At 65.7% G+C, this 16,839-nt stretch carries 18 protein-coding genes; 7 read left to right on the forward strand and 11 right to left on the reverse strand.

The genetic code is table 11. The features are described from left to right. Positions 1-26: 26 nt before the first annotated feature. The 5 genes from ACP7AX_RS09845 to ACP7AX_RS09865 all read left to right on the forward strand — a co-directional run bounded on the left by ACP7AX_RS09845 (position 27) and on the right by ACP7AX_RS09865 (position 4,577). A complete protein-coding gene (locus tag ACP7AX_RS09845; protein ID WP_426226302.1) occupies positions 27-497 on the forward strand; it encodes an FAS1-like dehydratase domain-containing protein in 471 nt (156 codons plus the stop codon). Positions 498-499: 2 nt separating this feature from the next. Next, on the forward strand, positions 500-937 hold the full coding sequence (locus tag ACP7AX_RS09850; RefSeq protein ID WP_426226303.1) for a MaoC family dehydratase: 438 nt from the start codon (positions 500-502) through the stop codon (positions 935-937). Positions 938-1,002: 65 nt separating this feature from the next. After that, positions 1,003-2,253, forward strand: coding sequence for an MFS transporter (locus ACP7AX_RS09855; protein WP_426226304.1), 1,251 nt, complete (start codon positions 1,003-1,005; stop codon positions 2,251-2,253). A 9-nt stretch (positions 2,254-2,262) separates the two neighbouring features. Next, on the forward strand, positions 2,263-3,330 hold the full coding sequence (locus ACP7AX_RS09860) for a UDP-N-acetylmuramate dehydrogenase (RefSeq protein ID WP_426226305.1): 1,068 nt from the start codon (positions 2,263-2,265) through the stop codon (positions 3,328-3,330). A 134-nt stretch (positions 3,331-3,464) separates the two neighbouring features. After that, positions 3,465-4,577: a winged helix DNA-binding domain-containing protein gene (locus ACP7AX_RS09865; RefSeq protein WP_426226306.1), complete on the forward strand. Its 1,113-nt coding sequence runs from the start codon at positions 3,465-3,467 to the stop codon at positions 4,575-4,577. 28 nt (positions 4,578-4,605) lie between these two features. Here ACP7AX_RS09865 and asd read toward each other — a convergent pair whose 3' ends face one another. The 11 genes from asd to ACP7AX_RS09920 all read right to left on the reverse strand — a co-directional run bounded on the left by asd (position 4,606) and on the right by ACP7AX_RS09920 (position 14,950). After that, the gene (asd, locus tag ACP7AX_RS09870; RefSeq protein WP_426226307.1) at positions 4,606-5,748 is read right to left on the reverse strand and encodes an aspartate-semialdehyde dehydrogenase; all 1,143 of its coding nucleotides are present in this window, start codon (positions 5,746-5,748) and stop codon (positions 4,606-4,608) included. 73 nt (positions 5,749-5,821) lie between these two features. Then, positions 5,822-6,238 (reverse strand): hypothetical protein, encoded by a 417-nt coding sequence (locus ACP7AX_RS09875; RefSeq protein ID WP_426226308.1) that lies wholly within the window; start codon positions 6,236-6,238, stop codon positions 5,822-5,824. Positions 6,239-6,240: 2 nt separating this feature from the next. Next, on the reverse strand, positions 6,241-6,882 hold the full coding sequence (locus tag ACP7AX_RS09880) for a hypothetical protein (protein ID WP_426226309.1): 642 nt from the start codon (positions 6,880-6,882) through the stop codon (positions 6,241-6,243). Between the two features lie 23 nt (positions 6,883-6,905). After that, positions 6,906-7,880 (reverse strand): hypothetical protein, encoded by a 975-nt coding sequence (locus tag ACP7AX_RS09885; protein ID WP_426226310.1) that lies wholly within the window; start codon positions 7,878-7,880, stop codon positions 6,906-6,908. A gap of 120 nt (positions 7,881-8,000) precedes the next feature. Beyond that, positions 8,001-8,219, reverse strand: coding sequence for an NF038396 family protein (locus ACP7AX_RS09890; protein WP_426226311.1), 219 nt, complete (start codon positions 8,217-8,219; stop codon positions 8,001-8,003). Position 8,220: 1 nt separating this feature from the next. Further along, a complete protein-coding gene (locus ACP7AX_RS09895; RefSeq protein WP_426226312.1) occupies positions 8,221-8,805 on the reverse strand; it encodes a dihydrofolate reductase in 585 nt (194 codons plus the stop codon). Further along, positions 8,802-9,605, reverse strand: a complete 804-nt coding sequence (locus tag ACP7AX_RS09900) for a thymidylate synthase (protein WP_426226313.1) — start codon at positions 9,603-9,605, stop codon at positions 8,802-8,804. The genes ACP7AX_RS09895 and ACP7AX_RS09900 overlap by 4 nt, the downstream gene beginning before the upstream one ends. Positions 9,606-9,647: 42 nt before the next feature. Then, positions 9,648-10,616, reverse strand: coding sequence for an NUDIX hydrolase (locus ACP7AX_RS09905; RefSeq protein ID WP_426226314.1), 969 nt, complete (start codon positions 10,614-10,616; stop codon positions 9,648-9,650). 10 nt (positions 10,617-10,626) lie between these two features. Continuing rightward, complete coding sequence (locus ACP7AX_RS09910; protein ID WP_131682916.1) at positions 10,627-12,876, reverse strand: RNA degradosome polyphosphate kinase; 2,250 nt, start codon at positions 12,874-12,876, stop codon at positions 10,627-10,629. 149 nt (positions 12,877-13,025) lie between these two features. Continuing rightward, on the reverse strand, positions 13,026-14,021 hold the full coding sequence (gene mshD, locus ACP7AX_RS09915; RefSeq protein ID WP_426226315.1) for a mycothiol synthase: 996 nt from the start codon (positions 14,019-14,021) through the stop codon (positions 13,026-13,028). 230 nt (positions 14,022-14,251) lie between these two features. Then, positions 14,252-14,950, reverse strand: a complete 699-nt coding sequence (locus ACP7AX_RS09920) for a winged helix-turn-helix domain-containing protein (RefSeq protein WP_131682914.1) — start codon at positions 14,948-14,950, stop codon at positions 14,252-14,254. Positions 14,951-15,292: 342 nt separating this feature from the next. On the opposite strand from ACP7AX_RS09920, the gene ACP7AX_RS09925 reads away from it, so the two are divergent. Continuing rightward, complete coding sequence (locus ACP7AX_RS09925) at positions 15,293-16,057, forward strand: permease (RefSeq protein ID WP_426226316.1); 765 nt, start codon at positions 15,293-15,295, stop codon at positions 16,055-16,057. Between the two features lie 168 nt (positions 16,058-16,225). After that, complete coding sequence (locus ACP7AX_RS09930) at positions 16,226-16,834, forward strand: heme-binding beta-barrel domain-containing protein (protein ID WP_131682912.1); 609 nt, start codon at positions 16,226-16,228, stop codon at positions 16,832-16,834. The last annotated feature ends 5 nt before the right edge of the window (positions 16,835-16,839 follow it).

Here is a 16,839-nt window from a genome sequence, read left to right on the forward strand (position 1 = left end):
GCAGCCCTAAGGATAGGCTTGGAGCCATGACTATCAATCCGGACCTGCAGGGCCGCAGCTACCCTGCCGCAGAGGTGTACGACGTCGGCCGCGAGAAAATCCGCGAGTTCGCCCGCGCGGTCAAGGCCACCCACCCCGCCCACTTCGACGTCGAAGCCGCCAAGGCCCTGGGCCACCGGGACCTGGTTGCGCCGCCCACCTTCGCCATCATCATTGCCCAGCGCGCAGACGCCCAGCTGATCGAGGATCCGGAAGCCGGCATCGACTTCTCCCGTGTTGTCCACGCCGACCAGCGCTTCATCCACCACCGCCCCATCATCGCCGGCGATCGGCTCGTCGCCGAACTCCACGTTGACGGCGTCCGCGCCATGGGCGGCGGGGCCATGATCACCACCCGCGCCGAAATCTTCGCCGTATCCGACGGCGGCGGCGCCGAAGGCCGCGAGCCGGTCACCACCACCACCTCATCCATCCTGGTCCGCGGAGAGGGACAGTAACCATGAGTCACACTTTCAACGAACTCACGGCCGGCCAGGACATCGGCAGCCGCACCGTCGAGGTCACCCGCACCGACCTGGTCAAGTACGCCGGTGCCTCCGGGGACTTCAACCCCATCCACTGGAACGAAGCCTTCGCCACCGGAGTGGGGCTGCCGGGTGTCATCGCCCATGGCATGTTCACCATGGGTGCCGCGGTGCAGCTGGTGAGCGACTGGGCAGGCGACCCCGCCGCCGTCGTCGATTTCCAGACGCGCTTCACCAAGCCCGTTCCGGTCACGGACACCACGGGCACCCCGGAGCCCGGGGCCACCATCGAGGTCAGCGGCGCCATTGGAAAGCTCGACGCCGATGCCGGCACCGCACGCATCGACCTCACCGTTACCTCGGCGGGCCAGAAAGTGCTGATGAAGGCCCAGGCCGTCGTCAGGGTGTCCTGAGCCGCGGCGGGTCCCTGACCACCCCGGCGGCCACCGCTGCCGAGGTCACCCGCTGGCGCAACGCCGTGGTCGTGGCCTACGGCGCCAGCGGACTGGCCTTCGCCTCCTGGGTGTCACGGCTCCCGGCCATCCGCGACGGCCTGGACCTGACCCCCGGCAACGTGGGGCTGCTCCTGCTCTGCATGACGCTGGGCTCATTCCTGTCCGTATCCGCCTCCGGGCTGATTGTGCTGCGGCTGGGCTCCAAGCTGACCATCCGGACCGGCAGCCTCATGGTGGGCGCCGGGCTGGTCATCACCGGCTTCGGTACGTCCGTGCTGGCCAATCCCTTGGCAGTAGCCGCGGGCCTGGCAGTCATCGGCCTCGGCACGGCCAGCTGGAACACGGCGTCCAACGTGGAGGGCGCGGCCGTCGAACGGGCCGTGGGCCGGCACATCATGCCGCGTCTCCACGGGGCCTTCAGCCTGGGCACCGTGGCAGGCGCCGGGCTGGGCGCGTGGGCGGCGGCAGCATCGCTTCCGGTGTTCTGGCACCTCGCGGCGGCGGGCGCCGTGGTGGCGGTTTCGGTCACGACGGCGGCAGCATGGTTCCGCGCCGATGTCACCCCGGTGGCCGGCGAACGCACTTACGTTCCGGACAACTTCGAGGACCCCTCCACGGGCCCCATCGCCATCATCACCCCGGGCGCCCGGCCCCTGGAAGGCCCGGATGTTCCGCCCGTCCCGCTGGACAACAAACGCAAGATCGCCGAAGCGTGGCGGGACCGGCGCACGCTCCTGCTCGGCGTGATGGTGCTCGGACTTGCCCTCGCAGAAGGTGCTGCCGGCGACTGGGTAGCTCTGGCCCTTGCGGACGGGCATGGCCAGTCGGACGCCGCCGGAGCCGCCGGTTATGGGTTGTTCGTCACCTTTATGACCATCGGCCGGTTCGCCGGGACGCTGGTGCTGGACCGGTTCGGCCGGGTCCCGGTGATGCGCTGGTGCGCGGCGCTGGCCGTGTTCGGGCTTGGCCTGTTTGTGTTTGCCCCGGTGCCCTGGCTCGCGTACGTTGCCCTGGCAATTTGGGGGCTGGGTGCGTCGCTGGGATTCCCGGTGGGGATGTCCGCCGCGGCGGATGAGCCCGCCAAAGCAGCGGCCCGCGTCTCCGTGGTCTCAACCATCGGATACGGGGCGTTCCTGTGCGGTCCGCCGCTGCTGGGTCTGCTGGCTGAACACGTGGGCATCCTGCACTCGCTGCTGTCCGTGATGGTGATGCTGGTGGTCAGTTTCCTCCTCTCGCCGGTGGCCCGCAAAGTAGCGCAGGCGCCACTGCGTTAAGCTGGGACGGTGACCCAAACACTGCTCTCCCACCTGACCACGTCCGCCGTCGGAGGCCCTGCCGGGACGTTCATCGAGGCCCGCACCGAGGCTGAGATCATCGACGCCGTCCGCTCCGCCGATGCAGCGGGCGAGCCGGTGCTGATCATCGGCGGCGGGTCCAACCTGTTGATTTCCGACGACGGGTTCCCCGGAACCGTGGTCAAAATCGCCTCGGAGGGGTTCACCGTCGACGCCGAAGACTCCTGCGGCGGGGTTGCCGTGGTGGTGCAGGCCGGCCACAACTGGGACGCTTTGGTGGAACACGCGGTCCTGCATGCCTGGTCCGGCATCGAGGCGCTGGCCGGAATTCCGGGCCTGACCGGAGCCACGCCCGTCCAGAACGTCGGGGCCTACGGCTCCGAAGTCTCCCAGACCATCGCGGCCGTGCGCACCTGGGACCGGACCCGGAACGCCGTACAGACCTTTACCAACTCCGAGCTGAAGTTCGGGTACCGGGATTCCATCCTCAAGCAGACCACCGTCAACGGCTCGCCCCGCTACGTGGTGCTCACCGTGGAGTTCCAGCTGCCGCTGGGCCGGATGAGCGCTCCCCTCCGCTACGCCGAACTGGCCCGCTCGCTGGGCGTGGAACAGGGCCAGCGCGCCTACGCCAACGATGTCCGCCGCGAAGTGCTCCGGCTGCGCAAATCCAAAGGGATGGTGTGGGACGCAGCGGACCGGGACACCTATTCCACCGGCTCGTTCTTCACGAACCCCATTGTTTCCGCGGACGTGGCGGCAGGACTGCCGGACGCAGCCCCCAAGTACCCAGCCGGTGAAGACGGGCTGATGAAGCTGTCCGCAGCCTGGCTCATCGATCAGGCCGGATTCGGCAAAGGCTACGGGCTGGAGGATGCCAGCGCGTCCGGCGGGCGGGCTTCGCTCTCCACCAAACACTCCCTGGCCATCACCAACCGAGGCTCAGCCAGCGCCAAGGACATCCTTGCGATCGCACGCGAGGTGCGGGCCGGCGTCGTCGAACGGTTTGGCATTGAGCTGCACCCGGAACCACTGCTGATCGGGCTGACGCTCTAACGACGACGACGACGACGACGACGGCGGCGCGGCGGCGGACCACGTCGGACCACGGCAGGCGGCGGCCATCGGCGGACCACGGCAGGCGTACGGCAGGTTTCTGGCGGGGAGTGGCGGAGGAAGGAGTGGGCGGCATGGCGGCGGAGCGCATCAACCCGAAGCTCATCACCCCGAGGCTCATGGGCCGGCTCCGTCTCGCCTCCCAGGGGCTTCTCGGCCCTGGCCTGGGCTCCGTCCCGGAGGCGGTCCGCTGGATGACGGCCTCGCAGGCGCAGGACCTGCAGGCGGCGCTGTGGGCGGTGGGTCTGCGGGTTCCGGGGTCTGGCCTGAGCGAGGTCAGGGCCGCGCTGGACAACGGCAGCGTGGTCCGCTCCTGGCCGATGCGCGGAACGCTGCACCTGGTGGCACCTGAGGATCTGCGGTGGATGCTGGACCTCACCGCCGAACGCCTTACCCGCAGCATCGCCGGCAGGCACCGGGAGCTGGACATCGCGTGGACGGACATCGAAAAGTGCCGCGACGCCGCCCTGGCGCAGTTGGCCGGTGGCGGTGCTTTGAGCAGGACAGAGCTCTTCGCCGTCTTTGAGGCGGCAGGGCAGCCCACCACCGGCCAACGCGGGATCCATATTTTGGGAACGCTGTGCCGGCACGCCTGGCTGGTCCAGGGACCCCTATCCGGAAACCAGCAGCTGATCGTGGCCTTCGATGACTGGATCCCGGAATCGCGTGCACTTGAGCGGCAGGAGGCGATCGCCGAGTTCATGCTGCGCTATTTGCGGAGCCATGGCCCGGCCACCCTCCGCGACTTCGCCTGGTGGACCCAGCTTCCGCTGACCGAGGTACGGGCCGCCTTTGAACAGATCAGGGGCCAGCTGGTGGAGCTGGAGTCCGGCGATTCCAGCTATTGGCTGTCACCGGAGACTGCAGCTCTGCTCGACGACGGCGTGCCGGGCCAGCGCTCGGTCCACCTGCTCCCGGGCTTCGACGAGTTCCTGCTCGGCTACCAGGACCGGAGCCTTGTCCTGGCGCCGGAGCATGGCAGCAGGATCGTGCCCGGCGGCAACGGCGTGTTCAAGAAGACAGTGGTGGCCGGGGGAGAGGTGATCGGCACGTGGGGCCGCGCAGGCACCAGCCGGAGCGCCGGCGTCGTGCCTGAACTCTTTGACGGCACCAGGCCGCTCGGCCCGGCCGGGCAGGCTGCCTTCAGCAGAGCCGCCGGCCGCTACCTCGCGTTCCTTACCACCTGACCCCCACTGCGTGGTGCTGCCGGAGGGGTCAGAGGTTCCCGGTGGCGATGTTGAGCATGCGGCGCAGCGGCTCAGCAGCACCCCAGAGGAGCTGGTCACCCACGGTGAAGGCGCTGATGTACTGCGGGCCCATCTCCATCTTGCGGATGCGGCCTACGGGGATGTCCAGGGTGCCGGAGGCGGCCACGGGGGTCAGCCCGGCCATGGAGGCTTCCTTGGTGTTGGGGATGACTTTGGCCCACTCGTTGTCATCGGCGAGCAGCTTTTCGATCTCGGCCACCGAGAGGTCCTCGCGGAGCTTCAACGTCAACGCCTGTGAGTGGGAGCGCATGGCGCCGATCCGGATGCAGAGCCCGTCCATGATCACGTGGTTCTCGGCCGAGGTGCCCAGGATCTTGTTGGTCTCAACCCCGGCCTTCCACTCTTCCTTGGACTGTCCGTTGCCCAGGTCCGCATCGATCCAGGGGATCAGGGAGCCGGCCAGCGGCACGCCGAACTGGGTGGCATCGATGCTGGTGCGCTGGTGGGCCAGGACCTTGCGGTCGATTTCGAGGATGGCCGACGCCGGATCGTCCAGTTCGGAGCTGACCTCGGCGTTGAGCGTGCCGAACTGGCTGAGCAGTTCGCGCATGTGCCGGGCGCCGCCGCCGGAGGCCGCCTGGTAGGTCATGGAGGTGCCCCACTCGACCAGGCCGTTCTTGAACAGTCCGCCCAGGCCCATCAGCATGCAGGACACGGTGCAGTTGCCGCCGATGAAGTCCTTGGTGCCGTTGACCAGGCCCTTGTCGATGACATCGCGGTTGATCGGGTCGAGCACGATGATCGAATCGTCGTTCATGCGCAGTGTGGAGGCGGCGTCAATCCAGAGGCCGTCCCAGCCGCGGCCGCGCAGCTCAGTGTGCACCCGTTTGGTGTAGTCCCCGCCCTGGGCGGTGACAATAATGGGCAGCTTCGCCAGGGTGTCGACGTCGAACGCGTCCTCGAGCGTGCCGGCGCTGCCTTCTGCTGTTCCAGCAAGTGTCGGCGCGGCACCTCCCGCGTTGGAAGTGGAGAAGAACACCGGGTTGATGTTGGCGAAGTCGCCCTCGTCCTGCATGCGCTGCATCAGGACGGAGCCGACCATGCCGCGCCATCCGACCAGGCCGACGGAGGGGGTAGCTGCTGTAGTCATTCGTACAGTTTAGACTTCGGAACCGGCAGGGCGCAGTCGGTTACGTCACGCCCGGTTACGTCACGCCGGCCGGTCACTGGGAGACATGCCCTGCTCCCGGGTCAGGCGCATTCCGTTCTTTCCTCAGCTTCTTGGCCCGGTACTCGTCCCGTGCCATGCCGAAGGTGTACCAGGCGCCAAAGCCGCCGAGTGCGGTGAGGAACAAGGCGCCCCACAGGGGCGGCTCGCCGTTGCCCAGGGGCAACATAAGGATGACCAGGGAAAGGATGACCAGAAGCCCCATCACCGCGGTGAGGATTCCCATGCCCCACCATGATCTGACCTGCACTTGTCCGCGCCCGGGAGAAAATCCGATCTCATCGCCGGGGTAGCTGTGCAGTTCGCCGGTGTTGGTTCGCCGAAGGACGCGCTTCTCTCCCCGGGCGAGCGCCGCCTTGTGGTCGGCATATACTTCGTCGTTGCGGCGTTCACGGTCGCGGTCAAAGGTCATGGTCAGTCCTGACGGATGGTGCGGATCTGGTCAAGCAGGGCAGCGTCGTCGAGGCCCGTGGTTTCAACAATGTCCTTCTTCTGCGCGTTGGCGGTGCCAATGGTCCATGTTCCGTCACCGCCGTTTTTCACGTAGAGGGTCTGCCCTGTGGGCTCCTCGCGGCGGCGGATGGTAGCCCCGCCCTGTGGGTTAGTGTGCAGGTGCTGCCTGACGATCATGAAATTAGCCTCGGCAGCGGTGACATCAGGTCTCTGCGCCATGGCCCACCAGGTGAAGTAGGCACGCGGCTGGAACAGCAGGTGGATGTCCTCAGTTTCCATGGCGATCACGCTGTCGCCTCCTTCCGCGGTGAGCAGCGAGATCTCCATGCGGCGGGTGGCGGAAGAGAGGACCGTGGCAACTGCGGCAGTGGGTCCTGCCACCGCGAGAAGCCCGTCGCTTTCGGCCGTTGCCAGGCCGCGGGCAACGAGGGAGGATGCGCCTGCGCTCACCATGTTTGTATCGCTGAGGTACTCGTCTACCCGCAAGGCCTGGGCGCTGAGTACTCCTGCGTCACCGCCCCGCAGGCTCGCCAGGGTGGTCATCTCGGCAAATCCATAACCGATGGCGTCGGGTGTGGCTTCTGTAGCTGTTGTTTCAGTCATCGTCAGTATCTTTCTTTGTGTGCTCAGAATCCGAAGAAGTCGCCGACATTTTCGGCCGCGTCCCCGGCACCTTCCCAAGCCGCCTGGGCGCCGTCGGCGATGGATACGCCGATGGCATTGACTGTCTCTTTGACTATCGGAACATTGTCGTAAATAGCCAGGGCACCCGAGGCCACCATGGCCGCCGTTCCAATGGGTGGCGGGGCGAAGCTTGCCACGCCCAGGCCTGCCTTGATGCCGGAGTAAAGGGCGGCGCCTCCGTCACCTTCCTTGATGTTGTTGGCGGTGTCCATCAGGTCAAGGCCAACGCCTAGAACGCCGAGGGCTTTCCCGCCGAACTCAAAGAATGTTGCTGCCCGCCCGCCATCGGCGAGATTCAGGGCTGTATCCCACCTGCCGTCGAACAGTTCAGAGGACGTGTTGAAATACTGGCTCAGCATGTTGGAGTCTTGAAATGCCTTTGCCACGTCGCGGAAGTCCTTGGAGAAGAACTCGGCGAAGTTGTCTGCCTTATTGATGAAGGCTGTGAGATCGAAGAGACCGGCCCGGAGATTCGGGAACGCTTTGGTGAGGGCATAAATATCCCAGCCATCGCGGAACGGGGAATCCGGGTCGGTCAGCCAGTCCGGGCCCCAGGGGTTGTTGCTTCCCTGCCCCGGGATTGGCTCGAGCGCGCCCGGCACCCCCGCGCCCCGTCCGCCTGTACCGGAGCCGCCTGCACCACCGGTGTTGCTCGCCTTATCCTGCTCGTTGGCGTCCTCCAGCAGCTTCTTGGACTGCTGTTTGAGCGCAGCGGCCGCCTGCTGGATCAATGCCCGGTGGCTGCCGTTCCAGTCGGAACGGAACATGGCAGCATCCTGGCCCTTCCATGAAGGGTTGTTGTTGATCTGGTTGCCCAGCAGGGTTGACTGCTGCAGCAGGGTGTCCGACGCCTTGCCGAACTGCTGCGCGAGCGTCCGGAGCTCGGCGACGTCGGCGCCCCATATGTTTCCTGCCACAAGGCATCATCCCCCAAATGTCTGTGCAGCAATTGTTTTTTCTTCAGGCTGCCTGCATAACTCTAGTGGCGGAGCAGCGGGCCCGCGATGGGCTGTGCTCCCCATGTGCCGCCAAGAAGGTCAGCGGGGGCCGGACTCCTCCAACACGGCAGCTTTGCGCGCCCGCAACGCGAAGAACGCGCCGAAGGCGAAGACCTGGGTCACCACCACCAGCACGATGGCGCCGGCGATCTTGTTGCCGCCAAGGATCATGGTCAGTCCCACGATCGCGGACAGGAGTGCAAGCAGGGGCAGCAGCATGTAGCCCAGCACGAACAGTGTTTCCGGTTTTTTCAGCATCTCAGCCCTGTGTCCTGACCCATTTGGTAAACCTGTAGCGTGTTCCGTTGGCTGCCGTCAGCCAGCCGTCCGGCGGGACCGAGGAGGCCGCCTCCCACGTCTCATCGAGCTCCGGAGCGTACGTGTCGCCGTCGGCCTCCACATCAATGGTGGTGACCACAGCAACATTGGCGAGATCGGTGGACTGCCGGAAAACTTCGCCGCCGCCGAGGATCCACACGGTTTCGCCGCCGTCCACAAACTGTGACTCAAGGAGTGCATCATCAAGGGAGGGGACCACGACGGCGCCCTCCGCTTCGGGCGTGCCGCCCCAGTTTTTCTGCCGGGTGATGACGATGTTGGTCCGGTCGGGGAGCGGACGGTACTTGGCGGGGAAGGACAGCCAGGTCTTCCGGCCCATGATCACCGGGTGGCCCTTGGTGAGCCGGCTGAAGTGTGCCAGGTCCTCGGGCAGGTTCCACGGCATGGCGCCGTCCTTGCCGATCACGCCGCCGGAAGTCTGGGCCCACACGAGGCCCACGCCGGTGACCGTGGTGGCGATCTCCGCCGTGAAGGCCTGGGGGTCTGCGGTGTTCTCGGTGCTCATACGGCGATCGGAGCCTTAATCGTGGGGTGGTGACGGTAGTTCAGCACTTGGAAATCTTCGAGGGTGTAGTCGAAGATCGATTCCGGCTTACGGGTGATCCTCAGCTGCGGGTAGTCATACGGTTCACGGTCCAGCTGTTTGAGGACCTGGTCCATGTGGTTCTCGTAGATGTGGACGTCACCGCCAGTCCAGATGAACTCGCCCGGTTCCAGGCCGGCCTGCTGGGCGAGCATGCAGGTGAGCAGCGCATAGGACGCGATGTTGAACGGCACGCCGAGGAACATGTCCGCTGAACGCTGGTACAGCTGGCAGGAGAGTTTGCCGTCCGCCACGTAGAACTGGAAGAACGCATGGCAGGGCGGCAGGGCCATGTCCTGCAGCTCAGAGACGTTCCAGGCGGACACAATGTGCCGGCGCGAATCCGGGTTGGCCTTGAGGTTCTCCACCAGTTCCGCGATCTGGTCGATATGGCCGCCGTCAGGCGTGGGCCAGTTGCGCCATTGGACGCCATAAACGGGCCCGAGATCGCCGTCCACGTCAGCCCATTCGTTCCAGATGGTGACGCCCTGGTCCTGCATCCACTGCACGTTGGACTCGCCGCGCAGGAACCAGAGCAGCTCCACTGCCACGGACTTGAAATGTACGCGTTTGGTGGTGATCAGCGGGAAGCTCTTGGCGAGGTCGAACCGGATCTGGCGGCCGAAAACGCTGGTGGTGCCGGTTCCGGTGCGGTCTGATTTGTGCGTGCCATGGGCCAGTACGTCGCGGAGGAGGTCTTCATAAGGCGTCGGTATGCTCACGCCTCAAGTCTACCGGGGGCGGCCCGGAACGCTTGGAAGCACCTAGTCATCAAACGGCTTGAACTGCTCCACCGCCACGATCCGGTTCTTCCGGCCCGCCGCCACGTGGCACACCAGCATCTCGCCGGGACTCAGGTACGGGTCCGAAGTAGGCAGGAGGGCCCGCAGCCGTGGCGGCATGTGCTTGCCTAACTGGTTGAGGACAGTGGGCAGGGCAGGCCGGTGCGTGCAGACGGCCACAGCCTGCTGCTTTTCCAGCAGGGAGGCGATCACCGCTGCTGTTTTCTTGGGCGTCCTGGCATGGCGGTGTTCGGTCAGCGCATCCACCAGCTTGACCTTCGCTCCGGCCGCCCGCGCATAGGGAGCCACCGTGGACACACATCGCCGCCAAGGGCTGGTGACTACTCGCGGTGGCCACCATGCCTGAAGCAGCCTGCCCACCGCCTGGGCCTGCCTGACCCCGGTAACCGCCAGCGGCCGTTCACCCTCGGCCTTGGACCAGGACGAGCGGGGCTTGGCCTTCGCATGGCGCAACACAATAAACGGCCAGGTATCGAGTTCACCTTTTTGGTGTGCGGCCTGCAGAAACTCCAACGGGACGACGTCGGAACGGTTGGACAGCAGCCCCGCCGCCTTTTCGGGGGAGCACCACATGATGCTGTCCACCTCCTTGCCATCGGGAAGGAGCCTGGCGCCGTTGGCATGGACGGCCCAGTAGTGGACCACCTTCAGCCCGGACGCTACATGGTAATGGATGGGGGGCAGGGGGATGCCGAGGGACGCGGAAAGGCCGATCTCTTCCATCACCTCGCGCGCCGCGCACTCCGGGAGCGTCTCGCCGTCGTCGATTTTGCCTTTGGGCCAGGACCAGTCGTCGTACCGCGGGCGGTGGATCAGCAGGACCTCAAGACCGTTCGAGGTGACACGCCAAGGCACCGCTCCCGCGGCGACAACCGCAACAGCCTCCCCGGGATGGTCTGTCTGGTCTGCTACCAGGGTGTCGCTTGCCAACGCCGCAGCCCTACCGCCGGCTCAGGCTGCGCTGGCGGGGGCGCGATGCCAGCAGCCAGGACTGGATGTCATCCAGCGGCGTGCCATCATCCGCAACGTGGTGGCGGGCCCAGAGGCCCTGGTTGTCCAGGTGCCAGCTGGCGGTCTCCGGATCCATGTACCGCCGCAGGAGGTCCAGGACGTAGTTGATGTCGTCCGTGTTGGACAGCTGGACCAGGGCTTCAACCCGGCGGTCCAGGTTCCGGTGCATCATGTCGGCCGAGCCGATGTAGACCACGGGGTCCGCGCCGTTGGCGAAAGCGAACACCCGGGAGTGTTCCAGGAAACGGCCCAGCACCGAGCGTACGGTGATGTTCTCGCTGAGGCCCGGAACGCCGGGACGCAAGGAGCAGATGCCACGCACAATGATGTCCACCTTCACCCCGGCCTGGGACGCGCGGTAGAGGGAATCGATGATTGCCTCATCCACCATGGAGTTGACCTTGATCTGGACCCTCGCGGCCAATCCTGCGCGGGCGTTGCGGATCTCAGTCTCGATCCGGTCAATCAGCCCCGAGCGGACGGAACGCGGAGCAACCAGCAGGCGCTTGAACGTGGACTTGGGGGCGTAGCCGGAGAGCTGGTTGAAGAGCTTGGACAGGTCCTCGCCCACCTGCTCGTTGGCGGTCAGCAGGCCAAGGTCCTCGTAGTAGCGGGCCGTGCGGGGGTGGTAGTTGCCGGTACCGATGTGGCAGTAGCGGCGCAGGCCGTCCACTTCCTGGCGGACCACGAGCGAAAGCTTACAGTGCGTTTTCAGGCCCACGATCCCGTACACCACGTGGACGCCGGCCTGCTCGAGCTTGCGGGCCCAGGAGATGTTGGCCTGCTCATCGAACCTGGCTTTGATCTCCACGAGGGCCAGCACCTGCTTGCCGGCCTCGGCGGCGTCGATCAGGGCGTCAACAATGGGGGAGTCACCCGAGGTCCGGTACAGGGTCTGCTTGATGGCCTGGACCTTGGGGTCCGCGGCGGCCTGTTCCAGGAACGCCTGCACCGAGGTGGAGAACGAATCGTAGGGGTGGTGCAGCAGGATGTCGCGGCGGCGCATGGCCGAGAAGACGTTGGCAGCCTTGGAGGTCTCGGACTCGTTGAGGTACCGGGACGTGTGCGGCATGTGCTTGGGGTAGTGAAGATCCGCCCGGTCAATGCCTGCGATGACTGACAGCCCCCGGAGGTCCAGCGGAGCCGGGAGCGAGTACACCTCGGACTCTTCCACCCCAAGCTCACGGATCAGCAGGGCCCGGATGTTGGGGTTGATGTCATTCGTTACTTCAAGGCGGACAGGAGGCCCGAACCGGCGGCGCAGCAGTTCCTTCTCCAGGGCCTGGAGGAGGTTCTCGGCGTCGTCCTCCTCCACTTCCAGATCCTCATTGCGGGTGACGCGGAAGATGTGGTGCTCCAGGACTTCCATCCCGGCGAAGAGCTTGTCCAGGTGGACGGCAATGACTTCCTCGAGGGCGATGAACCGCGCCACACGGCCCGCCACGGCACCGGCACGCGGGCCGTCGATGGAGATCAGGCGGGGCAGCTGGTCCGGAACCTTGACGCGGGCGAAGAGTTCCTTATCGCTCACCGGGTTGCGGACCACCACGGCAAGGTTCAGTGAGAGACCAGAGATGTAAGGGAAGGGGTGTGCCGGGTCCACAGCCAGAGGCGTCAGGATCGGGAACACTTTCTCGGCAAACATGGCACTGAGCTGCTGCTTGGCGGCGTCGTCCAGTTCGTCCCAGTGCATCAGGTGGATGTGCTCGTAGGCCAGGGCCGGGCGGATCTGCTCCGCGTAGACCTGGGCATGGCGCTGCTGGAGCCGGTGGGCTTCGTCGCCGATCTCTTCGAGTACTTCCACGGGGCTCAGGCCCGCGGGGGATGGCACAGCCAGCCCGGTGGCGATGCGACGCTTCAGGCCGGCCACCCGGACCATAAAGAACTCGTCAAGGTTTGACGCAAAGATGGAGAGGAACGCAACGCGCTCCAGGAGGTGGAGCGTCGGATCCTCAGCGAGCTCCAGCACGCGGGAATTGAAGGCGAGCCAGCTCAGCTCCCGGTCCAGGAACCGGTCAGGGCGGATGTCACCTTCGGGCACAAGGTTCGGCGCGAACTCGGGGATGTCGATCCGGTCCTGCGTTGCGCGCGACGCCGGGACTTCGGACGAACCGAAGCGGGCCCGCACTGGCACTGAAGCGCCCTCGGACGTGACTGTTCCGGCGGGTTCCGGGTTCATGGTCTCTCCTTGTCGGCTGGCGCTTGATTCCTGGGCGCGTGATGCTGGCCTGATGCCTGCGCGGTTCTCTACCAACCTTACAATCATTCGCCGGTGTGAAGCCTTGAATACCGCCCCGGCGAACCCGTTCGTCCGGCGAGTGGGCTAACTCACGGTGCCGCCTTGAGCTGGTGCTCAACGTCGGCCAGCGGCCCATACATCACGTCCATGTCCCAGCGGGTAAAGCCCAGCCCGCGGTACAGCGAGACGGCGGCTGCATTGTCGGCGTCCGTGTACAGCATGACCGCGTGCAGGCCGAGCTTCTGCAGGTGCCTGATTCCGGCCACCGTGAGGGCTTTACCCAGGCCCATGCCCTGGGCCGCCGGCGTCACGCCCACCGCATAGACCTCGCCGATTGCCGGGTGCTCGCCATGGCGGGGGTGCACCTTGGTCCAGTGGAATCCCAGCAGTTTGCCGCCGGCGTCCACGGCCAGAAGGAAGCCGGCCGGATCGAACCAGTCCTCAGCCATCCGGGCTTCCAGGTCCCCGCGGGTCATGGAGCCCTGCTCCGGGTGGTGGGCAAACGCGGCACGGTTGGCTGCAAGCCAGCTGTCCTCGTCCTGGCCGGGAACGAACGCACGCAGCGTCACGCCGTCCGGAAGGCCGGCGTCGGGAAGTTCTGCTGTGGCGGTGGTCAGCCGCATCTTCCACAGTTCGCGCACGGGACCGAAGCCATAGCGGGCGGCGAGGTCCGCCGCTGCCTCATGGTTGCCGTGGGACCACGCCTTCAGCCCGGCCAGGCCCCGCTCGGATTTCAGCGCGCCCACCAGACGGTCCGCTACGCCCTGGTTCCGGTAGCTGGGATGGACGGCGATCTCCAGCACGCCGCTGCGGTCCGGTTCCCCAACCACAACAGCGAACCCTGCCAGGTCCTGGCCGGAGGATGGGTCAGAATCTTCGTCCGGGGCGTAAAGGGCAAGAGTCAGGAGGGGGTGTCCCGCCGTGTCACCGGCGCGGAGCATGATCACCGTTTGCTCGGACAGCGAAGGGTTGCCGTCGGATTCCTCGGCGGCAGCGAGGAGCGCCAGGCAGTCCTTCAGCAGTTGCTCGTCCACGCCGCCGTGGACAACGAGGACGGGCCATTTCTCCGTATGCGCAGGACTCATGAGGCTAGGCTATACGCCCCGGCCCGGAGGCAGCCGATTTTGCCGCCGGCGGGATCCGCCCGTATAGTCGTTATCTCACCCGGCAGCACCGGCCGGAAACGAGGGGGATCCACCAGTGGGGTGGCCTCGATACGTTCGACCCGTATGTCCTCCACCAAAAAGGCAAACGCCAAAGCAACAGCCCCGGACCAATGGTCCGGGGCTGTTGCTTTCTGCAATGACGGGTGGCTTCAGGCCTCGGTCAGCTCGTCTTCCTGCTGCCGGACCAGGGTCAGGCGGTAGCCCACATTGCGGACGGTGCTGATCAGGTTTTCGTGATCGGCGCCGAGCTTGGCGCGCAGCCGCCGGACGTGGACGTCAACGGTGCGTGTGCCGCCGTAGTAGTCGTAGCCCCACACTTCGGTCAGCAGCTGCTGGCGGGTGAAAACGCGGCCGGGGTGCTGCGCCAGGTACTTGAGGAGTTCGAATTCCTTAAACGTCAGGTTCAGGGGGGCACCGTTGACGCGGGCGGTGTAGCTCGCTTCATCAATGACGACTCCGGCCGCGCGGATTTCGCTGGGGGTGTCGTCCTTGTCCGGAACGGCACGCGCCACCGAAAGCCTGATCCGGGCTTCCACCTCGGCAGGGCCGGCTGAATCGAGCACGATGTCGTCCACTGCCCAGGCCGAGGAAACAGCGGCCATGCCGCCCTCGGTCAGGATCAGGACCAGGGGAGCACTGAGGCCGGTGGCTTTGAGGAGTTGCGTCAGGGAGCGTGCCCCCACCAGGTCTTTGCGGGCGTCCAGCAGGACAATATCGCAAGGGTCTGTTTCGAGCAGCGCGGTGGGCTCAGCGGCGAGGATGTGCACGCGGTGGTTCAGCAATTCAAGGGCAGGCAGAATGTCAACCGATGAGCCGGTGCTGTTCGTCAAGAGCAGGATGTGCGACATTGTTCCTCCATGGGGCGTCCGCGCATCTTTGGGCGACTGAACCGGGTTTTCACCGGCCGGTACTGTCTCACTGCTGCTGTCTGGGCCGGATAAGAATCTGCCGGCCGGCAACCGTAGCAGGAAGCGTAGCTGAACTCTGAGTATACCCAAGGGCCCTCCCGCAGCCATGGATCCGGCCCTGAAAAACATTCGTTTTGCGACATATGAGGGTCATATAAGGCAGGATTGAGCCGTGGGGCACCAGTCCCCGCCACACAAGGCGGAGCCGCCCGGTCCACCGCATGCAGGGGAAGGCAACACAGTGAGTGCAGGGTCCAAGCCCCTTAGCCGGAGGGAATCCCTATGACCGCCCAGGTGCAGGCCCCGGCCCGGCTGGGATCGTGGGTCATCGGCGTAATCGGCATCGCGGGCCTGGTGGCGATCATCGCCGGCGTGTACCTCTCCCGCGAGGCGCTGACCGCCGTCGCCGTCGTCATTGCCTTGGCCGTGGGGATCGGTTGGCCGCACTTCCTGCGGATACCGGCCAAAAAAACCCTCGCTGCTGTCATCGGCCTGCCGGGCGCAGGTTCTGCAGTGGCAGCCAGTTTCGTTCCGGCGCCCGGCTTCCTTGACTGGACTCCCGGCTTCATTGCCCTGGGCATGATGGCCGTGTTCTTGGTGCAGCTCATCCGCGGCACCGGCCAGGCCCAGCGGCTGGAATCCACGCTGGGCTGCTGCGCCGGCGTCCTCCTCTCCTGCCTCGGTGCGGGCTGGATCGCCGGCGCCAGGTTCACCGGGGTGAGGGAAATGCTGCTGGTGGCAGCCATCAGCGCTGCAGTGGCGCTCCTCGCCGGTCTCATCCGGTGGCCGGACAGCATCATCGCGCCCCTGGGCATCGTCCTCGCGGGGCTCGCGGGTCCGCTCGCCGGGCTGGTTTTTTCGGACATCGAGGTCCTGCCGGCAGCGATCTTCGGCGTGGTGGTGGGGGCCGTGCTGGTCAGTTTCCGCCGGCTCGTCACACTCCGGGGCGGTCCGCTGAATCTTCTGGCGGCGCTTAGTATGGGCCTTGCGCCCGTCTCGGCGGTGGGTTCGCTGGCTTACTTCATAGACAAACTACTCATTTACTAAGCGTTAGGATGGCATCATGTCCGTACTTGCATTTGAAATCTTCTTCCTTGTCCTGCTCGGCGTCGCCAGCCTGGCCATGGCCTGGTTCGCCGGCTTTGTGGTGTACCGCCTGTTCAAAGGCCAGAAGTAAATTCTTTCCGGAACTAGCTGTTTCCAGAGGTAGTTGCTGTGCCGATTGAAATACCAACAGACCTGACCCCCGAACTCGTTCCGCTTTCCTGGCTCATTGGTGAGTGGGAAGGCCGCGGCCGGCTTGGCAGCGGCGACGAGGACTCCGAGCACTTCATGCAGCACGTGTCCTTTACGCACAACGGTTTGCCGTACCTGCAGTACCGCGCCGAAAGCTGGTTGACGGACGACGACGGCATGCGGCTCCGGCCGCTCACGGTCGAGACCGGCTTCTGGGCACTGGAGCGCAAGCAGCTGGAAGGCGACGGCGGCCCGGGCCTTGTTCCCGGTGACATCGTCCCGGTTCTGAAGAGCGCCGACGAAGTGGAGGAACTCCGCAACCAGGACGGCGGATTCGACATCTCCGTGTCCATCGCCCACCCCGGCGGCATCTCGGAACTGTACTACGGCCAGATCAAAGGCCCACAGATCCAGCTCACCACTGACATGGTGATGCGCGGCAGCCACTCCAAGGACTACAGCGCCGCCACCCGGATCTTCGGCCTGGTGGACGGCAACCTGCTGTGGCGCTGGGACGTGGCCTCGGGTGCTCAGCCGGGCAAGGGCCTGGAGGCCCACGCATCAGCCGTCCTGAAAAAGGTTTCCTGACCAAA

It is taken from the genome of Pseudarthrobacter sp. DSP2-3-2b1, assembly GCF_049895945.1.
Lineage (GTDB): Bacteria > Actinomycetota > Actinomycetes > Actinomycetales > Micrococcaceae > Arthrobacter.

Bases quoted from the DNA above. Each gene is read 5' to 3' on its own strand.
- ACP7AX_RS09895 (WP_426226312.1), bottom strand. From the start codon at position 8,805: ATGAGCACCGAGAACACCGCAGACCCCCAGGCCTTCACGGCGGAGATC.
- ACP7AX_RS09845 (WP_426226302.1), top strand. From the start codon at position 27: ATGACTATCAATCCGGACCTGCAGGGCCGCAGCTACCCTGCCGCAGAG.
- ACP7AX_RS09880 (WP_426226309.1), bottom strand. From the start codon at position 6,882: ATGACTGAAACAACAGCTACAGAAGCCACACCCGACGCCATCGGTTAT.
- ACP7AX_RS09925 (WP_426226316.1), top strand. From the start codon at position 15,293: ATGACCGCCCAGGTGCAGGCCCCGGCCCGGCTGGGATCGTGGGTCATC.
- asd (WP_426226307.1), bottom strand. From the start codon at position 5,748: ATGACTACAGCAGCTACCCCCTCCGTCGGCCTGGTCGGATGGCGCGGC.
- ACP7AX_RS09910 (WP_131682916.1), bottom strand. From the start codon at position 12,876: ATGAACCCGGAACCCGCCGGAACAGTCACGTCCGAGGGCGCTTCAGTG.
- ACP7AX_RS09865 (WP_426226306.1), top strand. From the start codon at position 3,465: ATGGCGGCGGAGCGCATCAACCCGAAGCTCATCACCCCGAGGCTCATG.
- ACP7AX_RS09875 (WP_426226308.1), bottom strand. From the start codon at position 6,238: ATGACCTTTGACCGCGACCGTGAACGCCGCAACGACGAAGTATATGCC.
- ACP7AX_RS09850 (WP_426226303.1), top strand. From the start codon at position 500: ATGAGTCACACTTTCAACGAACTCACGGCCGGCCAGGACATCGGCAGC.
- ACP7AX_RS09920 (WP_131682914.1), bottom strand. From the start codon at position 14,950: ATGTCGCACATCCTGCTCTTGACGAACAGCACCGGCTCATCGGTTGAC.
- ACP7AX_RS09890 (WP_426226311.1), bottom strand. From the start codon at position 8,219: ATGCTGAAAAAACCGGAAACACTGTTCGTGCTGGGCTACATGCTGCTG.
- mshD (WP_426226315.1), bottom strand. From the start codon at position 14,021: ATGAGTCCTGCGCATACGGAGAAATGGCCCGTCCTCGTTGTCCACGGC.